The organism is Paractinoplanes rishiriensis, assembly GCF_016862375.1.
Lineage (GTDB): Bacteria > Actinomycetota > Actinomycetes > Mycobacteriales > Micromonosporaceae > Actinoplanes > Actinoplanes rishiriensis.
This window is the reverse complement of the sequence record NZ_BOMV01000099.1, coordinates 26055-43489: the sequence shown is the minus strand read 5'-3', so window position 1 is coordinate 43489 and position 17435 is coordinate 26055. Positions and strand designations below refer to the sequence as shown.

The 17435-nt window shown below is 69.7% G+C and carries 20 protein-coding genes; 7 read left to right on the top strand and 13 right to left on the bottom strand.

Annotated elements, in window-relative coordinates:
• Nucleotides 1-17: 17 nt before the first annotated feature.
• The 3 genes from Ari01nite_RS43060 to fdxA form a co-directional block, all read right to left on the bottom strand.
• Nucleotides 18-1001 (bottom strand): Acg family FMN-binding oxidoreductase, encoded by a 984-nt coding sequence (locus tag Ari01nite_RS43060; protein WP_203789702.1) that lies wholly within the window; start codon nucleotides 999-1001, stop codon nucleotides 18-20.
• A 116-nt stretch (nucleotides 1002-1117) separates the two neighbouring features.
• On the bottom strand, nucleotides 1118-1642 hold the full coding sequence (locus Ari01nite_RS43055; protein ID WP_203789700.1) for a universal stress protein: 525 nt from the start codon (nucleotides 1640-1642) through the stop codon (nucleotides 1118-1120).
• Nucleotides 1643-1691: 49 nt separating this feature from the next.
• Entirely contained in the window at nucleotides 1692-2036 is a 345-nt protein-coding gene (fdxA, locus tag Ari01nite_RS43050) for a ferredoxin (protein ID WP_203789698.1), read from the bottom strand.
• Nucleotides 2037-2101: 65 nt separating this feature from the next.
• On the opposite strand from fdxA, the gene Ari01nite_RS43045 reads away from it, so the two are divergent.
• The 3 genes from Ari01nite_RS43045 to Ari01nite_RS43035 all read left to right on the top strand — a co-directional run bounded on the left by Ari01nite_RS43045 (nucleotide 2102) and on the right by Ari01nite_RS43035 (nucleotide 4043).
• Nucleotides 2102-2746, top strand: coding sequence for a helix-turn-helix transcriptional regulator (locus Ari01nite_RS43045; RefSeq protein WP_203789696.1), 645 nt, complete (start codon nucleotides 2102-2104; stop codon nucleotides 2744-2746).
• A gap of 362 nt (nucleotides 2747-3108) precedes the next feature.
• Nucleotides 3109-3552, top strand: a complete 444-nt coding sequence (locus Ari01nite_RS43040) for an OsmC family peroxiredoxin (RefSeq protein WP_203789694.1) — start codon at nucleotides 3109-3111, stop codon at nucleotides 3550-3552.
• A gap of 128 nt (nucleotides 3553-3680) precedes the next feature.
• On the top strand, nucleotides 3681-4043 hold the full coding sequence (locus Ari01nite_RS43035; RefSeq protein WP_203789692.1) for a DUF488 domain-containing protein: 363 nt from the start codon (nucleotides 3681-3683) through the stop codon (nucleotides 4041-4043).
• A 106-nt stretch (nucleotides 4044-4149) separates the two neighbouring features.
• Here the strand turns inward: Ari01nite_RS43035 and Ari01nite_RS43030 are convergent, their stop codons facing one another.
• Complete coding sequence (locus Ari01nite_RS43030; RefSeq protein WP_203789690.1) at nucleotides 4150-4485, bottom strand: TraR/DksA family transcriptional regulator; 336 nt, start codon at nucleotides 4483-4485, stop codon at nucleotides 4150-4152.
• A 150-nt stretch (nucleotides 4486-4635) separates the two neighbouring features.
• On the opposite strand from Ari01nite_RS43030, the gene Ari01nite_RS43025 reads away from it, so the two are divergent.
• Entirely contained in the window at nucleotides 4636-4968 is a 333-nt protein-coding gene (locus Ari01nite_RS43025) for a hypothetical protein (RefSeq protein WP_203789687.1), read from the top strand.
• A gap of 405 nt (nucleotides 4969-5373) precedes the next feature.
• Here Ari01nite_RS43025 and Ari01nite_RS43020 read toward each other — a convergent pair whose 3' ends face one another.
• From Ari01nite_RS43020 to Ari01nite_RS43005, 4 genes are all read right to left on the bottom strand, one after another.
• The gene (locus Ari01nite_RS43020; protein ID WP_203789685.1) at nucleotides 5374-6621 is read right to left on the bottom strand and encodes a PucR family transcriptional regulator; all 1248 of its coding nucleotides are present in this window, start codon (nucleotides 6619-6621) and stop codon (nucleotides 5374-5376) included.
• Between the two features lie 62 nt (nucleotides 6622-6683).
• Nucleotides 6684-7556, bottom strand: coding sequence for a slipin family protein (locus Ari01nite_RS43015; protein WP_239163498.1), 873 nt, complete (start codon nucleotides 7554-7556; stop codon nucleotides 6684-6686).
• 98 nt (nucleotides 7557-7654) lie between these two features.
• Nucleotides 7655-8401 carry a CBS domain-containing protein gene (locus tag Ari01nite_RS43010; protein ID WP_203789683.1) on the bottom strand — a complete coding sequence of 249 codons (747 nt, stop codon included), beginning with the start codon at nucleotides 8399-8401 and terminating at the stop codon, nucleotides 7655-7657.
• Nucleotides 8402-8621: 220 nt separating this feature from the next.
• Nucleotides 8622-9521, bottom strand: a complete 900-nt coding sequence (locus tag Ari01nite_RS43005) for a CBS domain-containing protein (protein WP_203789681.1) — start codon at nucleotides 9519-9521, stop codon at nucleotides 8622-8624.
• Nucleotides 9522-9642: 121 nt separating this feature from the next.
• Between Ari01nite_RS43005 and Ari01nite_RS43000 the strand changes: the two genes are divergently transcribed.
• Nucleotides 9643-10692 (top strand): baeRF3 domain-containing protein, encoded by a 1050-nt coding sequence (locus Ari01nite_RS43000; RefSeq protein WP_203789679.1) that lies wholly within the window; start codon nucleotides 9643-9645, stop codon nucleotides 10690-10692.
• Here the strand turns inward: Ari01nite_RS43000 and Ari01nite_RS42995 are convergent.
• Nucleotides 10686-11366 carry an adenylate kinase gene (locus Ari01nite_RS42995; protein ID WP_203789677.1) on the bottom strand — a complete coding sequence of 227 codons (681 nt, stop codon included), beginning with the start codon at nucleotides 11364-11366 and terminating at the stop codon, nucleotides 10686-10688. The genes Ari01nite_RS43000 and Ari01nite_RS42995 overlap by 7 nt on opposite strands.
• A gap of 271 nt (nucleotides 11367-11637) precedes the next feature.
• Here Ari01nite_RS42995 and Ari01nite_RS42990 point away from each other — a divergent pair, with 271 nt between their 5' ends.
• Nucleotides 11638-12924: an NAD(P)/FAD-dependent oxidoreductase gene (locus Ari01nite_RS42990; RefSeq protein ID WP_203789675.1), complete on the top strand. Its 1287-nt coding sequence runs from the start codon at nucleotides 11638-11640 to the stop codon at nucleotides 12922-12924.
• A gap of 367 nt (nucleotides 12925-13291) precedes the next feature.
• On the top strand, nucleotides 13292-13621 hold the full coding sequence (locus tag Ari01nite_RS42985) for a TraR/DksA family transcriptional regulator (RefSeq protein ID WP_203789673.1): 330 nt from the start codon (nucleotides 13292-13294) through the stop codon (nucleotides 13619-13621).
• Nucleotides 13622-13737: 116 nt separating this feature from the next.
• On the opposite strand, the gene ctaD is transcribed toward Ari01nite_RS42985, so the two are convergent.
• The 4 genes from ctaD to Ari01nite_RS42965 form a co-directional block, all read right to left on the bottom strand.
• Nucleotides 13738-15480, bottom strand: coding sequence for an aa3-type cytochrome oxidase subunit I (gene ctaD / locus Ari01nite_RS42980; protein ID WP_203789671.1), 1743 nt, complete (start codon nucleotides 15478-15480; stop codon nucleotides 13738-13740).
• A 103-nt stretch (nucleotides 15481-15583) separates the two neighbouring features.
• Nucleotides 15584-15835, bottom strand: coding sequence for a DUF3040 domain-containing protein (locus Ari01nite_RS42975; protein WP_203789669.1), 252 nt, complete (start codon nucleotides 15833-15835; stop codon nucleotides 15584-15586).
• A gap of 339 nt (nucleotides 15836-16174) precedes the next feature.
• The gene (locus tag Ari01nite_RS42970; protein WP_203789667.1) at nucleotides 16175-16432 is read right to left on the bottom strand and encodes a cation:proton antiporter regulatory subunit; all 258 of its coding nucleotides are present in this window, start codon (nucleotides 16430-16432) and stop codon (nucleotides 16175-16177) included.
• Between the two features lie 94 nt (nucleotides 16433-16526).
• Entirely contained in the window at nucleotides 16527-17249 is a 723-nt protein-coding gene (locus Ari01nite_RS42965) for a rod shape-determining protein (protein ID WP_275410929.1), read from the bottom strand.
• Between the last annotated feature and the right edge of the window lie 186 nt (nucleotides 17250-17435).

Genomic DNA, 17435 nt, shown 5'->3' with positions numbered 1-17435 from the left:
CTGCCTGGACGTGGGGGTCATCGTCGTTCCTCTCTACAGGACACGTTCGGCGGGAGTGCCTCGACGAGGTGAGCGGCCGGGAGGCGAGGGGTGCGCGGCGGTGCGCCGGGCATCGGGTCGGCGATGCCGAGCCGCAGCGCCAGGTACGGATGGTCGAAGGGTTTCAACATCCGACGAAGGGCTTCGCGGGTGCCGGGAACCGCGACGACGTCGCTCAACGGCAGCACGGACACGTTCATCGCGGTCGCGGCAAGCCAGATGGCGGACAGTGTCTCGCCGGCCTGCAGCCACCCGGTTGGATCGTCGCTGTGGCCGTAGAGCAGGGCGTACGTGGCGGACCGGTCGTGGCCAGGTCCGGTCGGTAGGGTTCCGGCGTGGCCGAATCCGCGGCCCGCAACGGTGGTTTGCGCCGGTCGGTCCGGCAGTACCTGCGGGGGAAGCCCGATGCCCTCGGTGACGGGCCGGCTCGTCCAGTAGTTCAGCTCGCCGCGGGCAAGCGGATCCTGGCCCCTCATCGCGTCGGCTCTCGACACGGCGGCGGCCAGTTCGAGGACCTGTTCGGCGGTCAGAATCTGCAGCCGGACCGCGCCGGGGGCGCAAGCCGTGATGGCCCGCAGAACGGGCGGGGCGATGGGTTGATCGCTGACGGGCCGCCGGTCGGTGTGTCGCGTCCGCATGGCCTGTTCCTGCTGACGCGTGACCGGGGCGACGGTGGCCGGCTCGAAGCCGTGGAGCACGGCAAGCGGCGCCGTTGCCGACATGCTGGGGGTCCGAATGACCTGCGCGGCCCAGCCCTGGGCGGCCAGGGTGAGGCAGGCGTGGTGCAGGACGGTGCCGCAACTGAGGATCAGTAGCCGCCCGTCCGGGTCGGTGACGCGCAGGTGACGACGGGGTTCGGCGAACAGTTCGAGCTGATCCGGGTGCACCCGCCATCGCCACGGCTGGGTGTTGAGGATCGATGGCGCAAAGCGCGCGGCTGTCGCCGCGGCGCCGGCGAGCACGTCGGCCGAGACGGTCAGGCCGGTGCGCGAGGTGCTGGTGTTCATGGCTGCCTTCTTCGCATGGTGATCGCCGCCCGCGGCCGGGTCGGCGCGGCGGCCTCGAGACGGTGCGGCTCTCAGCTTCTCGGTGGTATGACGTGTCGGTCCGCGTCGGCCCACCGCAGCGGTTGCGGTGGCAGTCGATGTGGCGTGGCGGGGGTGACCAGGACCGGACAGGTTGCTCGTTGGACGCATTGGTGACTGACCGAGCCCAGCAGCAGGCCGGCCACAGTGCCGCGCGTGGGTGCACCGAGGACCAGCAATTGGGCGCTCCCGGCGGCGTGCAGCAGTTCCTCGGCGGGAAACCCTCGCAGCACCCGGGGCCGGATCGGCACCGACCGGCCGTACTCGCGGGTCACCTCGACCAGAGTGTCCAGCAGCACCGTCTCCGCGGCATCGGCGAGGTCGTCCATCGCGGAGGCCACCGGCATGTACGGGTAGTAGGTCGTGTCCGGTGTCCAGACGTTCACGGCCTCCACGTCGGCGGCGGTTCGCTCGGCCTGCTCGAGCGCCCAGCGCAGGGCGACTTTCGATCCGGACGAGCCGTCGACGCCGACGACGATCGCTTGCCGCCACGGCCAGCGCTGACCATTCCGCATCATCGGCTCACCTCCTTGCTCGGCCACGTCGGCAGCGGCCAGGACTCGATGTTCAGGCCGGCGGCGTGCCGTGTTCGGCGACCAGTGGGGTGTCCTGGCCCAGCGGGCCGAGTCGTGCGGCGCCACCGGGCGAGCCGAGCGGCGTGCCGGTTGCCGGCAGCGGCTCGGTGAAGAACCGCGCGTTGTCGGCGGTGTAGACCGACCACTTCGCCGGCAGATCGTCCTCGTAGAAGATCGCCTCGACCGGGCAGACCGGTTCGCAGGCGCCGCAGTCGACACACTCGTCGGGCTGGATGTACAAGGCCCGGGAGCCCTCGTAGATGCAGTCGACCGGGCACTCCTCCACACACGCCCGGTCGACGACGTCGATGCACGGCTCCGCGATCACATAGGTCACGATCTCCTCCTCACCACTCCTTTTTTACGATACTCGTTGTGTATATTAATGGGGTGTCTGACGACGTGACCTTCGGCGCACTCGCCGTTCCGAGCAGACGACAGCTGCTGCAGACGCTGCGGTCAGCCGCTGCACCCATGGACGCTGCCGCGCTGGCTGCTGCCACCGGCCTGCATCCCAACACCGTCCGGTTCCACCTCGACGTACTGATCAGAACAGGCTTCGTGAGCGAGAGCTCGGACCGGCAAGGCCGGCGTGGCCGGCCGCGGACGGTATACGAGCCGACAACCGCCGGCGCGCACGACACGGGATACGCGCTTCTCGCGACCGTGCTGGTCGACCACCTAGACAGCACCGGCGGCGGTGATGCCGCCCGCGATGCCGGCCGGGCATGGGCGCAGCGGCTGCGTCCTATCCGCGCTGACCGGTCCGGCGACATGCACGACACCGCCGGCACGGTCGCGGCACTGTTCACCGAGCTGGGCTTCCAACCCACCGTCACCACGAGCGGCGGTGACACGCGGATAACGCTGCACGCCTGCCCTTTCTGGTCGCTGGCCGAAGACCATCCGGGCATCGTCTGCGCCGTGCACCTGGGGTTGCTGCAGGAAATCGTCGAGCTGGGCAGCCGGTCGACGATCGAGGCGCGCCTGACACCGTTCGTGCGGCCACGCCAGTGTCAGGCCGACCTCGTCGCCGCAGGTGCATAGATTCTGACGCCACGCCGACACCCGGTTGCCCGAGAGGTTTGCCGACGGCCGGCAGGTCACGCCCGCCATGGCGGCCGACGACAGGCATACCCGTACGCCCACCGCGGCGCAACGATCAAACCAGCCGCTATGAATCGACATCACCGCAAGCCTCGTTTGCTTGACGACAGGCTATTCGTTGCCCATGACCGCGAATCCGGCGGCCCGGCGCCAGTCCGCTCGCGCAGCATCTGCCGGCGGGCGGCATCAAGCCACTGTCCGATGAGGCGGACGGTGACGCCACCGATAACGGCCGTTGACTTTGAGGACACAGTCCGCGCCCGGCGCCGTGCCGCGCGGTGAGAGACAGGGAGGAGATCGACGTGAGCATCGCGCAGCGAACAGCGGAAACAATCTGGGACGGCTCATTGGTCGACGGTGAGGGCACGATCCATTCCGGCAGCGGCGCCCTCGACCGGCTCGACGTGACCTGGGCGGCGCGAACCCAGACGCCAGCAGGCAAGACCAGTCCGGAGGAACTCGCGGCAGCGGCGCACGCCTCGTGCTTCTCGATGGCGTTGGCGCTGGTGCTCGGCAAGGCCAAGACACCCCCGCGGCGGCTCGCCGTCGAGGCCACCGTCACGCTGGACGAAGAAGGCGGAGTGCCGACGATCGTGTCCTGCGCGCTCGACGTCCGCGGCTGGGTTGCCGGCATCGACGCTGCCGGCTTCCAAAAGTCAGTTGACGAGGCGGCCGCGCTGTGCCCGATCTCCCGTCTCTTCGCCGGAGCGCAGATCACCATCGACGCCGCCTGGCTGCCGGCCTGAAGCGCGAGGGGCACCCGACCCGGAGGCTGCACGGGCCCATGACCGAGATGCCGTCGCCCGGCACATACCGCAGCGAATCGCTGCGCCCCTGAACGGCATCGAGAACCATCGACCCGCAGGAGGTCGTGATGACCACGTCACAGGTCCAGATCGCACGAGTTTACGACGCGTCCACCGACCAGCACGCTATGCGCGTCCTGGTCGATCGGCTGTGGCCACGGGGACTCGCCAAGGCCCGCGCCGACATCGACGAATGGTGCCAACTGGTTGCGCCGTCTCCGGAGCTTCGCAAGTGGTACGGCCACGACCCCACGCAGTTCACGCAGTTCCGGCACCGTTACCGCGCCGAGCTGGCCACCGGGGAGCAGGCCGACGCCCTGGCGCGTCTACGGCAGCTCGCGAAAAACCACACACTCGTGCTGCTGACCGCCAGTAAGGACGTGTCAATCAGCCAGGCGGCCGTGCTGTCCGAGCTCCTGAACGACAGTTGACGCTGACATCGGCCCTGGATCGGCACTCGTCGCCGGGAGCGAACGCGTCGGGAACCCGGGGGATTGTTTGCGGCACGTGAACGATCGTCGGCAACCAGGGCTCGGGCTATACCTGGCAGACGGCGCACCAGCGGGCCGTGGGGCGGGCCCGCAAACGGTCGGCCGCGATGATGCATCCGCACTGCAGGCACATGCCGTAGGTGCCCGCATCGATGCGTTGCAGGGCGGCCCGGATGTCCTCGACCGCGTACCGCGCCGCTGCCAGCCGCACCCGGGCGAGCTTTGCGGAACGTCCAGCCTCGTCAGCTTGATCCGGGGTGGGCAACACGCATTCGGCGAACGCCAGGTGCATCTGCTGCACGGTCAGATCCCAAGCTAGCGTGTGAAGGTCGCGCTGTTCGTCTCGCAAATCCACCGGCGGTGGTGCCGTCCGTGTCGGCATCGGTCGTTCTCCTCTCGGCTCGGTTCGAATCCTGTCCTGTGACATGAGGGAGGTGCAGATGGAAGGCCGTGACCGGCCATCCGACGCACTCGGTGAGGGCATACGCACGAGCCGGTGACCAGAAACCGCCGGACTCGGAACCACGAGACCATGCCCTTGCTGTATCTACTGTCGCCGGCGGCTTGCACCTTCGACAGGCGCTGCGGCGGACGTAGTCCCGGCTGTCGGTTGCCGGGCGTCGGCAGCAAGGCCGTACCCGGCACCCACGGTCGGCTGCGGGCTGCGGCACCGCTCAGCGCCGTCAGCCGACGTCAGACCGTCGCCGAAGGCGGCATCGACGAGCACCGTGATGCCGTTGTCGTCGCCGAACTCGATCTGCCCCACAACGGTGCTGCCGGTGGTGGTGTCGGACTCTCGGGAGGTCAGCCGTCCGTCACCGGCGGCGCTGGCGGCCGCCGCGTCGACGGCATCACGCAGTATTGATCGCGGTCCTTGCCCTGAGCGGCTGAGTCACGACCGACCCCAGCGCCGGCCGGTCGATGGTCGGGTCAGTGCCATGCCAGACGCCGGGGCCGGTCTGCGCGGAACCGCCGATGGTCTGGCTCGCGGGCCGGTGCGTGATGGCCCGGTGGTCTTGGTGTCGCTGTCATTACACGCGCAGGGTGCCGACGGGCCAGCACCAGCAGAGCCAGCTCTCGGCACAAGATCGAAGGTATTGACGGGTCGGCGTGGTTTCCGCAGGTCGACTTGTCCGGGCTCGGTGGTCGGTATCGAATCCGGTGGTGGCCATTCACGGCCGACGCGGCAAGAAGGCGGAGCGGATGGCTGCCGGAGGCAGGCGCGTGGGTGACGGTGAAGGACAGCCGTTTGCAATGGATGTGTCGTCTGTCAGCCGGTCGCGGGTAGGGGTTGGTCGGGCCAGTCGAGGGCACGGGCGCCGAGGACAGCGGCTTGCAGGGTGAACCGGTGGGCGGGGTCGGTCGGGTCGTAGCCGGTGAGGGTGTGGATGCGTTCGAGTCGGTAGGTGACCGCGCGGACCGAGACGTGAATGTGTTTGGCGGTTTCGGTGGCGACGCCGCCGGTGTCGAAGTAGGCCTGCAGGGTGGCGACCAGCGGTTCGGCGCCGCCGCGGGCGCGGGTCAGTGGGTGCAGCACGGCGTGGACGAGTTCGACGATGGCGGGTTGGTCGCGGAGTAGGACGCGGTAGATGAGCAGGTCTCGGGCGTTGACCACGGGGGTGGGCACGCGCAGCCGGCTGGCCATGGTCAGGGCTTCGCGGGCTTCCTCGTAGGAGCGGGCGATGCCGTAGAGGCCGGGGTGGGGGCGGCCGACGGCGATGCGCCAGGGGCGTCCGCGGGGTAGCCGGCGCAGCTGGTCGTGCATCAGCCGACCGAGGTTGTCGTTGGTGTCGTGCCCGGCGGGCGTGCCGTGCGGGCTGGTGGTGTCAGCAGGGGCGAGGACGACCAGCAGTCCGTCCTTGGTGGCGACGAGGACGTCGCGGTCGCCGAGCCGGTCGAAGATGGCCGCTTCCAGAGCGGTGATCGCGGTGTCGGTGTCGGGCAGTCGCCGGCTCGGCGCGGCCAGGGCAACCTGGTGGACGCGGGCGAGGTCGAGGCCGAACGGTTCGGCCCGCTCGACCAGGCCGCCGAGGTCGGAGTCGCCGCGCAGCAGGTCGTCGATGAGTTCGCGGCGCAGGGTTTCCTCGTGACGGACCAGGTCACGGCGGGCGACGGCGTAGCCCTCGGCCAGGGTGGCGACGGCGTCGTCGATGACCTGCAGGACGGCGGCTGCCGCGGCGCGGACGGCTTCACGGTCGCGGCTGCGTACGACGTCCGGCAGTTCCTGCCACAGGCGGCGGGCGGCGGACAGGTACAACTGCACCACCCGGCCTGCGGAGATGCCCTGTTCTGCGGCTTTGCGGCCGAGAGCCTCGACGGCGTCGAGCTCGGTGCGTTTGGGTTTGCGGCCGGTGATGGCGGCGTCGGCCAGCAGCGGCAGGTAGTCGCCGAGCAGCGCCACGGGGACGTTGCCGGCATCGCGGCTGGCGCCGGCGGCGACGTCGGTGAGCCACCGCCCGTCGGCGTCGGTGTCGGCTGTCGTCGGCCGCCGGGTGCGGCGTGCGCCGTCGTTGCTCACGAAGACCCCTCTGCTGCTCGATGGTGCAGGTCCAGCATTGCCGATCGCGGCGGTCGTGGGTGTCAATTGCGGGCCGTCACCGTGTGGCGGCCGGTGGCGGCCGTCGGTCCGCTGGTGTGGTTGATGCCCGGCCGCCGGTCGTCGAGCGTGCCCGCGCGGCCACCGACGGTGCCAGTCCTGTCGGGACCGAGCCTGTCGGGACCGAGCCTGTCGGGACCGAGCCTGTCGGGCGTTGCGGTGACAGCGGTTTCGGTGAGCTTGTGGTGCACGGTGTCGACCAGTCGCAGCAGTTCCACCGGCAGCGGGAAGATCACCGTGGAGCTGCGTTCGGAGGTGAGTTCGGCCATGGTGGACAGCACCCGCAGCTGCATGGCGGCCGGGTGCTGGTCCAGCACCTGCGCGGCGCGGCCCAGGTCGTCGGCGGCTTCGAGTTCACCGGCGGCGTGGATCACCTTGGCCCGCCGGTCACGTTCGGCCTCGGCCTGGCGGGCCATCGCCCGGCGCATGCTGTCGGGCAGTTCGACGTCCTTGACCTCGACCAGCGTCACCTTCACGCCCCAGGCGCTGGTGATTTCGTCGATGACGGCCTGAAGCCGCTGGTTGATGGCGTCACGGTCGACGAGCAGGTCGTCGAGGTTCACCTGACCAAGGATGCTGCGCAGGGTGGTCTGGGCGATCTGGGAGGTCGCGACAAGGTGGTTCTCGACCACGGTGACCGACAGCAGGGGCACCACCACGTGGAAGTAGACCACCGCGTTGACCTTGACCGTGACGTTGTCCTTGGTGATGACGTCCTGCGCCGGAACGTTCATGGTGACGGTGCGCAGTGACACCCGCGCCATCCGGTCGATGAGCGGGATGAGCAACGTCAGACCGGATCCGCGGGTGGCGACGACCCTTCCGAGCCGGAACACCACTGCTCGCTCGTACTCCATGACCCACCCGGACCGAGAGCAGCAGCAGTACGATCAGAACCAGGCCGGTGAGCAGGAACCAGCGCAGTGCCTCACTCATGACTTCTTCCTTCCGTTGGTCAGTGTCGTGCGGCGGTCGCGGTGAGGGCACGCTTGTCGGTTTGTGGGCGGCGGTTCGGCCACCAGCCGTCGAGCGGCCGGTGCGCGGCCGCCCGTACCGGTTCGGGCGGGGACTGCGGCGGCGGGTCGACGGTGAGCTCGTCGCGGACCGCTGTCACACCGGGCACAGCGCTGACCAACCGGGTGAGTTGTGCCGCGAGCCGGGTGTCGGTGACGGTCGCGGCGACCGTGGCCTCGCCGTCACGCACGTCCAAGGCGAGATCGCGGGCCGGAAAGCCCTGCAGGATCTGTCGTACGTCGGCGCGGATCGCCTCGTCGGTGCGGTCGTGCACCCTGAGCAGATCGGCGGCGGTGACGATGCCCAGCAGCCGCCGGCCCGCTCCGGTCACCAGCAGACGGTTGACCTGGTGGTGACGCATCGACCGGCCGGCTTGGGCGAGGGTCGCGTCCGGTTCGACGGTCAATGCCGGCGCGCTCATCATCCTCCCGGCCACGGTCACGGCCCAGTCCGGTGTCACGGCGGGGCGCCGCCACGGTGCGAGCGGGTGCCGCTCGGCCGACCGCAACGTGATGGCCTTGAGGACGTCGGTGCGGGTGACGATGCCCAGCACACTGTCGTACTCGTCGGCCACGGCGACCGCGCTGACGTCGTACGAGGTCATGGTCGTGACGATCTCGGCCGGGGTGGCGTCGTAGGCCACGGTAAGCACGTCGGCGGTCATGACGTCGCGTACCCTGCACTGCATGGCGGTCCTCCGCTTCGGGCGCCGCGACGGCGCCTGTCTCGGACGGCCAGTTCGTCCGGGTGACGACCGGCGCGTTCGCCGTCAATGCTGTCCCGCCGGTGCGGCGGCGGACAGGGTCGGCGCCGGTCACATCGACCGGCCGTCATTGCCGGGCGTCGGCAACCACCACTGTCGTGGGTCGTGGTCACGGGCCGGCCTCGGTTGCGGCCGGCCGCAGCGGTCAGAGTCGGAACGGTTCGGCACTGAACGGATGGGTGCGTCCGGCACGGGAGCGGACCAGCGCGGTGTCGTCGAACGCGTAGGCGATGTTGTCGACGACGTGCGACACGCCCGGGACGCCGGCGCTGAGCCGGGCCGCGATCTCGGCGGTGCTGCGCCGGCCGACCTCGCCGGTCAAGGTCACCACTCCGGCATCGACGTCGGCGCGTACCTGGGCAGGGCCGATCCATAATGTCTTCTTCAGCACCTGCTCGGTGATCTCACGCCGGAGGGTGTCGTCGCCGCGGGTGTACAGGCGCATGAGGTCGGCGCGGGACACCACCGCGGTCACCCGCCGGGTGTCGTCGGTGACGATCAGCCGTCGGACGTGGCGCTTGCGCATCCTGCGGGCCGCGGCCGACAGCAGCTCGTCCGGGGCGGCGGTGTGCACGGGCCGGCTCATCAGGTCCCTGGCTCGCGGCGCGCGGGCCGCGGTCGCGTGGCGCGGCGCCGGCGCGGTGCGCGATATCCGCGCCGCGAGGTCGGCCTCGGACACGAGGCCCAGCAGCCGGCCGTCGTCGGCGACGACCGGTACCGCACTGATGCGATGGCGGGTCAGCAGGCCCGCCAGCTCGTTGATCGGTGCGTCCGGGCCGGCCGTCACCACGTCGCGGGTCATCACGTCAGAAACCTTCCACTGCCGCACGGTCGCGTACCTCCCAGCTCTTGACCGGACGTTGTTGTCGCCTCCGATGGTGGCGGCCCACGCACCGTCGCGGACAGGTGCTCCGACGGCCAGGTTCGCGGTGCGTCGTTGCCGGGCATGCGCATGATCCTGCCGCCGGTCGGCAGGTTGAGCGGCTCGGATCGGGTGGTGGTGGCCCTGTCTTGCGGCGGTCGCGACGGCCAGGCTGGTGGTCACCGGCAGATCGTCCGCGCCGGTGACCAAAACTGCGGTTCGTTGAGAGGCGAGGATGGACTTGTCGAACGCGCTGAGTGCGCAGGACCTTGTCGGGCTTTCCGAGCAACGCGGCGGTTACCGCGTGTCGGTATTCGCGCCCACGCCGCCGGCGGAGCCGGCGGACCGTCACGGCGTCCGGGTCCGGAATCTACTGCGGCAGGCCGAGCGGGAGCTACGAGCCGACGGACTCTCCGCCGTCGCCGCTCAGCGGGTGCTGGCGCCCGCTCGCGGATTGCTGAGCGGGCCGCGCCGCTTCGAGCAACCCGGTGATGGCCTTGCCGTGTTCTGCGAGCAGGGCAGTGCCCGGCAATTCCAGGTGGCGCTGCGGCTGCCCGAACTGGTGGCGGTCGGCGACCGTTTCCTGGTGCGGCCGCTGCTGCCCCTGCTGGGCGCGGCCGGTCATTTTTACGTCCTGGCGCTCAACCAGGACGAGATCCGGCTGTTGCGAGGTTCCCGGCACGGGCTGCAGGAGATGGTCCTCGACGGGTTGCCTTTGGCGGTATGGCTCACGATGCCGCGACGGCGGGCGCAGGTGCATGCCTTCGTCGCCGACCGCGGCGGCGCGGGCGGCCGTGCCGTCTTCCACGGCATCGAGGACGATGACACCCCGCTGATCCTGCAGCATTTCCGGCGGGTCGACCGGGCGCTGCGTGACGTGCTGCACGGCGACGACGTTCCGTTGGTGCTTGCCGGCGTCCGGTCGACCCAGGCTCTCTACCGGCGGGTCAACACGCATCCCGGCCTGATCCGCGAGGGTGTCGACGGCAACCCCCGCGACCTTGGCATCGACGAGCTGCATCGGAGCGCCTGGCCGCTGGTCGAACCCGTACTACGCGCCGGTGAGATCGCCGCGTCGGCGATCTACCGGGAACTGCGCGGCACCGGCCGCACGGGCACCGACGCGGCGGCGGTCTGCGCTGGGGCGCAGCAGGGCCGAGTCGAGTCCTTGTTCGTGCGCACCGACGCACCCGCCGGCACGCCACGGGTCATCCGCCTGCACGAGGGCACCAGCGCGATGGATCACCGGGATTCCGCCGCGGTGGCCACCCTGCGTCACGGCGGCGCCGTGTATGCGGTGCCTCGTGACCGGATGCCGGACACCGCGCCGATGGCGGCGGTCCTGCGTTACTGACCGCCGGCGGTGGGCACGCCCGGATCGCCGCGGCCGAACGCCGCACCCAGGCCGGTGAGGTCGATCGAGCGCCGGGCGTGCTCGGGCACGAGGTCGACCAGGGTCCGCATCGATTCCAGCGCGGTGAGGATCTGCCGCGCGACCCGCTCGACCGGGCGCATCGCGTCCACCGACACCAGGATGCCGCGGGAGGCGTACCAGTCGACGATCGGGTGGGTGACCTCGTGGTACACCGCGAGGCGGTGGCGGATGACCGGCTCGGTGTCGTCCGAACGGCCCTGCAGCGCCGCCCGCGCCAGCAGCCGCCGGATCAGCTCCTCGTCGTCGGCCTTCAGGTGCAGGGCCACGTTCGCGGTCATCTGCAGACCGAGGCCGATGTCGTACAGCGCCCGCGCCTGCGCCATCGTGCGTGGCATGCCGTCGAGCACATATCCGCCCCCGGCCGCCTTAGCCTCGGTGAAGGCTGCGCCCACCATGTCGAGCACGATCTGGTCCGGCACCAACTCGCCGCGGCTCAGATGATCGCGCACCGCACGACCCAACTCGGTACCGCGGGCCACATGGTCGCGCAACAGCTCACCGGTGGCGATGTGCGCGACACCGAAATGCGTGGCGATCAGCGCACCCTGGGTACCCTTGCCGGCCCCGGGAGGAGCGACCAGTAAGACCCGCATCACGTGTGTCCCTTCCCCGGGCTACCGGCTCGCCGTCGTCGCGGCTGCGCCGATCGTAAGCCCTGCCGGCCGCCGGCGCTCCGTACCGGTTGCCGCCTGGCGGCAGACCGGCGGTGATGCGTGCCGGTCTGCCGCCAGCCTTCCGGTCGTCGGCAAGCAACGAGCCCGCAGGTGACCGGCCACCACCCTGGTTCCGCACCCGGTGACCGGGTGATCATCGCAGGCAGGACGCGTGTCGTAGTGGAGACGCGTGTCGTCGTGAAGGAGTGGTATGTCTGACGGGACCGGCGGGCGTGACACGCCCGCGTTCGTGAGCGGTTCACCGCGCGACGTCGCCGTGATCGGAGCGGGGATGATCGGCCTGTCCACCGCGTGGTTCCTGCAGGAGGCCGGCGCCGACGTGACGGTGTACGAGCGTCGTCATGTCGGTTCCGGTGCTTCGTGGGGCAACGCCGGGTGGCTGACGCCGGGATTGACCGCCCCTCTGCCGGAACCCGCGGTGTTGCGCTACGGCCTGCGCGCAGTGCTCAGCGCCCGTTCCCCGGTGTATCTGCCCCTGCGCGCCGACCGTGAACTGTGGCGATTCCTCGCGTCGTTCGCGGCGAACAGCACCGTGCGCCGGTGGCGCCGGGGCATGACAGCCTACGTCGCGCTCAACGAGCGCTGCCTGGAGGCCTTCGACGTGCTGGCAGCCGGAGGTGTCAGCGCTGCCACCAAACAGGCGAAACCTTTCCTCGCCTGTTTCACCCGGGAACGTGACAGCCGTGCACTGGTCACCGAACTCGAGCGGATCCGCGACGCCGGCCAGGACGTCGCCTTCCGCCCGGTGACCGGATGGCGGATCCGGTCGTTGGAGCCGGCGCTCACCGACCGGGTGCACGCCGCCGTTCAGATCTTCGGACAGCGGTATCTGCACCCGCCGCAGTTCCTGCGATCGCTGGCGGAGGCGGTACGCGCCCGCGGCGGCCGCATCATCGAGGGCGGTGACGTGACCGGCGTGCAGCCCGGACCAGCCGATGTCGGCGTCGTCTGCCGGTCCAGGCAACAGCATCGGCATGACACGGTGATCGTCGCCACCGGGGCGGTCTTCGGTGAACTGGCGGCCCCGTTCGGGGTGCGCCAGCCGGTGCAGGCGGGACGCGGCTACAGCTTCAGCGTGCCGGTCACGCGGATGCCCGGGGGCCCGTTGTACTTCCCGGTGCAGCGGGTGGCCTGCACACCGCTGGACGGGCGGCTGCGGGTGGCCGGGATGATGGAGTTCCGCGGCCCCGCGGACGCATTGGACCCGCGGCGGATCAGCGCGATCGCCGAGGCAGTGCGTCCGCTACTGGCCGGGGTGGACCTCGACGACCGGCGTGACGAATGGGTCGGCTCCCGGCCGTGTACCCCCGACGGCCTGCCGTTGATCGGCAAGACCGCGGCCCCGCGGGTGTTCGTCGCCGGCGGCCATGGGATGTGGGGCATTGCTCTCGGCCCGATCACCGGTCAGCTGATCGCCCAGACGGTACTCAAAGGCGAGGCACCGCCGGAGCTGGCACCGTTCGACCCGCTGCGGTAGCAGCCGCTGTGCGGCTGCTACCGGACCGGCCGGACATCGCCGATCCTGTTGGCTTCTCTCCGTGATCAACATAGGGTGGTCCGATGCTGGTGGTGAGTTCCCGCTCGCACACCGTCACGGCGGTGGCGGGTCTGCGGGCTGCCTTCCCGCCGGCGCCGCGATCGCCGTGGCTGATCGTCGCCGCCGCATACGGCAATGCCACGACCGCGACTCGGGTTGGGCGGCGCAGCCCGCAACCGGCGATCCGAGGCCCACCGGCGAGCGGGGTTATCCACCTCACCCACGTTCGTCAGGGCGAAGCCATCGAAGCTTCCGCCCTTTTTTGTTTCCTGAGACACGTCCGGCCTATCCGTGGAGGAATGAAAACATGAGCGTCGACATCGACGTGACCGATCAGAGCTGGCTCGCCGGTCTACGCGCATCACTGAGCGAGGAGTTCGCCGTCCAGACGACCCGGCTCAAGGAACTGACGGAGATCTCAGCCGACACCGGCGACCCCGGCGAGGCCCACAACCGGGCAGCGCTGGTGGCGGCCACCCGGCACAGCCTCGAGCAGATCTCCGGTGCATTGCGCCGGATCGCCGAAGACAGCTACGGCCGGTGCGAGACGTGCGACAAGCCGATCCCGGCCGAACGGCTCGAGGTGCTGCCGCACGCCCGGTTCTGTGTTCCCTGTCAGCAGAAACACCCTCGCTGACCAACGCCGGCGGTCACACCGGTGCGCCGCTGCACTGGTGTGACCGCCGGCGGGTCACGGTCAGCATGTATTTCTACGAGTCTCAACGGCCATACCGCATGATCTGGGGCCCGTTCTCAGGTGGTGTCTTCCCGGTAGGTGGCGCCTCCGTCAGATTCGGCAGACAACGGGCGTGCGCCGCCTTCCGGCGGGCCGGCCTCGGTTTGTCGGCCAGCCGCGAGTTGCGGGAATTTCGCGTCGAAGGCGGGCCGTTCGGAGCGGATGCGGGGCATCCGGTCGAAGTTGCGCAGCGGCGGCGGGCAGGAGGTGGCCCACTCCAGCGAGTTGCCGTGACCCCACGGGTCGTCGACGGTGACCAGCTGCCCCACCTTGTACGACTTCCACACGTTGTACAGGAAGGGAAGGGTAGAGGCGCCCAACACGAACGAGCCGATCGTGGAGAAAGTGTTCAGGAACGTGAAACCGTCGCTGGCCAGGTAGTCGGCGTACCGGCGGGGCATGCCCTCGGTACCGAGCCAGTGCTGCACCAGAAACGTCGCGTGGAAGCCGAGGAACGTGAGCCAGAAGTGCACCTTGCCGAGCCGGTCGTCGAGCATCCGGCCGAACATCTTCGGGAACCAGAAATAGATGCCGGCGAACACCGCGAACACGATCGTGCCGAACAGCACATAGTGGAAATGCGCCACCACGAAGTACGAGTCGGTCACGTGGAAGTCGACCGGCGGGGAGGCCAGCAGCACGCCGGACAGACCACCGAACAGGAACGTCACCAGGAAGCCGAACGCGAACATCATCGGTGTCTCGAAGCTGATCTGGCCGCGCCACATGGTGCCGATCCAGACGAAGAACTTCATGCCGGTCGGCACCGCGATCAGGAAGCTCAGAAAGCTGAAGAACGGCAATAGCACCTGCCCGGTGCCGAACATGTGGTGCGCCCACACGGTCATGGACAGCGCGGCGATCAGCAAGGTGGCGAAGACCAGGCCCTTGTACCCGAACACCGGCTTGCGGCTGAACACCGGGATGACCTCGGTGATGATGCCGAAGAACGGCAGCGCCACGATGTACACCTCGGGATGGCCGAAGAACCAGAACAGGTGCTGCCACAGCATCGGCCCGCCGGACTGGGCGCTGAACACCTGGGCGCCGAGGATCCGGTCGGCCATCAGAGCCAGCAGGGCGGCTGCCAGGAACGGGAAGACCAGGACCACCATCAAGCTGGTGACCAGGATGTTCCAGGTGAAGATCGGCATCCGGAACATGGTCATGCCCGGGGCTCGCAGGGTGATGACCGTGGTGATCATGTTGACCGCGCCGAGGATCGTGCCCAGCCCTGAGAGAACCAGTCCGACCGCCCACAGGTTCCCGCCCACGCCGGGCGAGTTCTGCGTATCGCTCAGCGGCGTGTAGCCCGTCCAGCCGAAGTCGGCCGCGCCGCCAGGGGTGAGGAAGCCACTGATCGTGATCACACCGCCGAACAGGTACAGCCAGTAGGCGAAGGCGTTGAGCCGCGGGAACGCGACATCGGGCGCACCGATCTGGATCGGCACCACGTAGTTCGCGAAGGCGAACAGGATCGGGGTGGCGAACAACAGCAGCATGATCGTGCCGTGCATGGTGAACAGCTGGTTGTACTGCTCGGGTGACAGCAGCTGCATCCCGGGCCGGGCCAGCTCGGCACGCATGAGCAACGCCATCAGCCCGCCGAGCATGAAGAACGCGAAGGCCGTGGTCATGTACATGATCCCGATCTGCTTTGCGTCCGTGGTGCGCAACAGACGCGCCAGCGCGGAGCCTCTCACCTGCCGGCGCCTCGGCCAGGGCCGCGTCACGATCGGTTGGGGTTTGGTCGTGGTCATGGCACGTCTTCTCCAGGACAGGGGGTGGGGCAGCCGGAGCGCGTTGCGGCCGAGGACGTGCCGCCGTGATCCTTGTCGTGGTTCTGTGAGCAGCGGTCAGCGATCACGTGATCCGCCCGGTGCCGCGCCACAGCACCGCGCTGCCGGCCAAGGCGATCAGAGCGATCAGGGCACCGGTCCATCCCCCGACGACGACGAGCAGCGGGATCGCGGCCCACAGCAGCCAGGCCCACAGCCTGCGGCGTCGAAGCCGGCTGTGGGGAAGACCGTTCACCCGTCGAACGAATGCAGGATCGTCGTCGGTCAGTTCACGGATGATGGTGTCGAAACGAAGCCTGTAGTACGAGTTCGGCATTGTCGTCCTCCCTCCTCATGACGGGATCGGCCTGCTCTGCCTGGCCGAGGTCGGCCGCGTACCCCCCGTACCGGCCGCAAACCCTCCGATGTGGTGTCGGCTGTGTGGCAGCGGCGCTGCACAGAGTCGTCGGCAGGGCGCGCATCTCGAGCCTGCGCCCGATCGACGATGCGCGATACGGCGGCCACCGGCGAACAGCAAGCCCAGTGGTTGCCGAGCCCCGGCAAACCACGACCGCGTAGTGCGGCGGCGATGCGGCACGGAGGCAACGCCGTGGACGCCACCTGGTCATGGGTCTCTCCCGGCCACCGACCGTCATGTCACGAACGCTGACAACGCTCAGCGCGGCGGCACCTGCGGCTGGCGGCTGATATCGACGTCGATGACGTCCAGGATGCCGAGCAGCCCGGCCAGCGCGATCGCTTCGGCGCGGGTCAAACTGAGGCTGCAGCTGGCGTCGGGATCGTCGTCGACGCCGTGGATCAGTTCCCGGCGGCCGCCGGCGTAGTGAGTGACCACTCCGACGCGGCTTCCGGTGACGGTGGTGAACGCATGGCTCGTTCCGATGCCGGGTAGCCGAGTGAATTCGACATCCATAACAAAGCTCCCAGATGAAAGCTATCGATAGCCGCCTTGACGCGCCGGCGCCGGAAAGGATGCCGGGAGACGGTCGGCGGAGGTTCCGGTACGGTCAGCCCGCGAGCAGCCGTCGCAGGCCGGTCAGCGTCGCCAGCGTCGGGTCGGCGGGCATCGTGACGGAGCGCGCTGTCAACGCGGCAAGCCGGGCCGCGACGCCCGGTGCCGCCGCGCCACCGCCAGTCAGCAGCAGCCGACGACGTTCGTCGTCCGGGTGATCGAGGCGACGTACGCACTCGGCGATCGCCGGGATCCGGTCGACAGGGCCGGCATCGTCGACGCGGACCGCCGCGACGACGCTGTGGCCGCGGATACGAGCCACCTCGGTACGGCCAGACCCGACATCCACCACGACCAGATCACCGCATCCCGGGTCCGTGCGGCAGGCCAGGGCCGCCGCCAGCGGCTCCTGGACCGCTCTCACCCGCCCGCCGACCGCACGGCGAACCGCGGCGACGAGCACACTACGTTCCCGCGCAGTCGCGGTCGCCGGCACGCCGACGACGACGGGAAAGGCCGTGTGCGACGGCACGGCGATGGTCGCCGTCAGCAGCCGCAGCAGGTGCACGCAGGCGAAGTAGTCGCGCACCACTCCTCCGCGGACCGGCCAGGTCGCGGCGGCGCCCTCGGCTTGAGCGGCCAGCGCCGCACGCCCGGCAACCTGTCGGCCTCTGCGCGGCCGGCAGAGGACCGCCGGTTCAGTGATCACCCTGTCGGCCTGCGGCGTCCACAACCGGACGGTGGAGGTGCCGAGGTCCAGGGCGAGCCCGTACCGCACTTCGGGACGGGCGTTCGCACCCGCCGGGGGCACGTCCACCACCTCCGGTGGTGGACGTCGTCGAACGGCGGGATCGCGCCGGTAGCTGCGCCCGGGTGAGCGGACGCGCGGAGGGGAAGTTGATGATCGAACGTGGGCATGGTGCTCCCTAGCCAGGGCAGCGTCACATGCGGCGCTGTACGACGG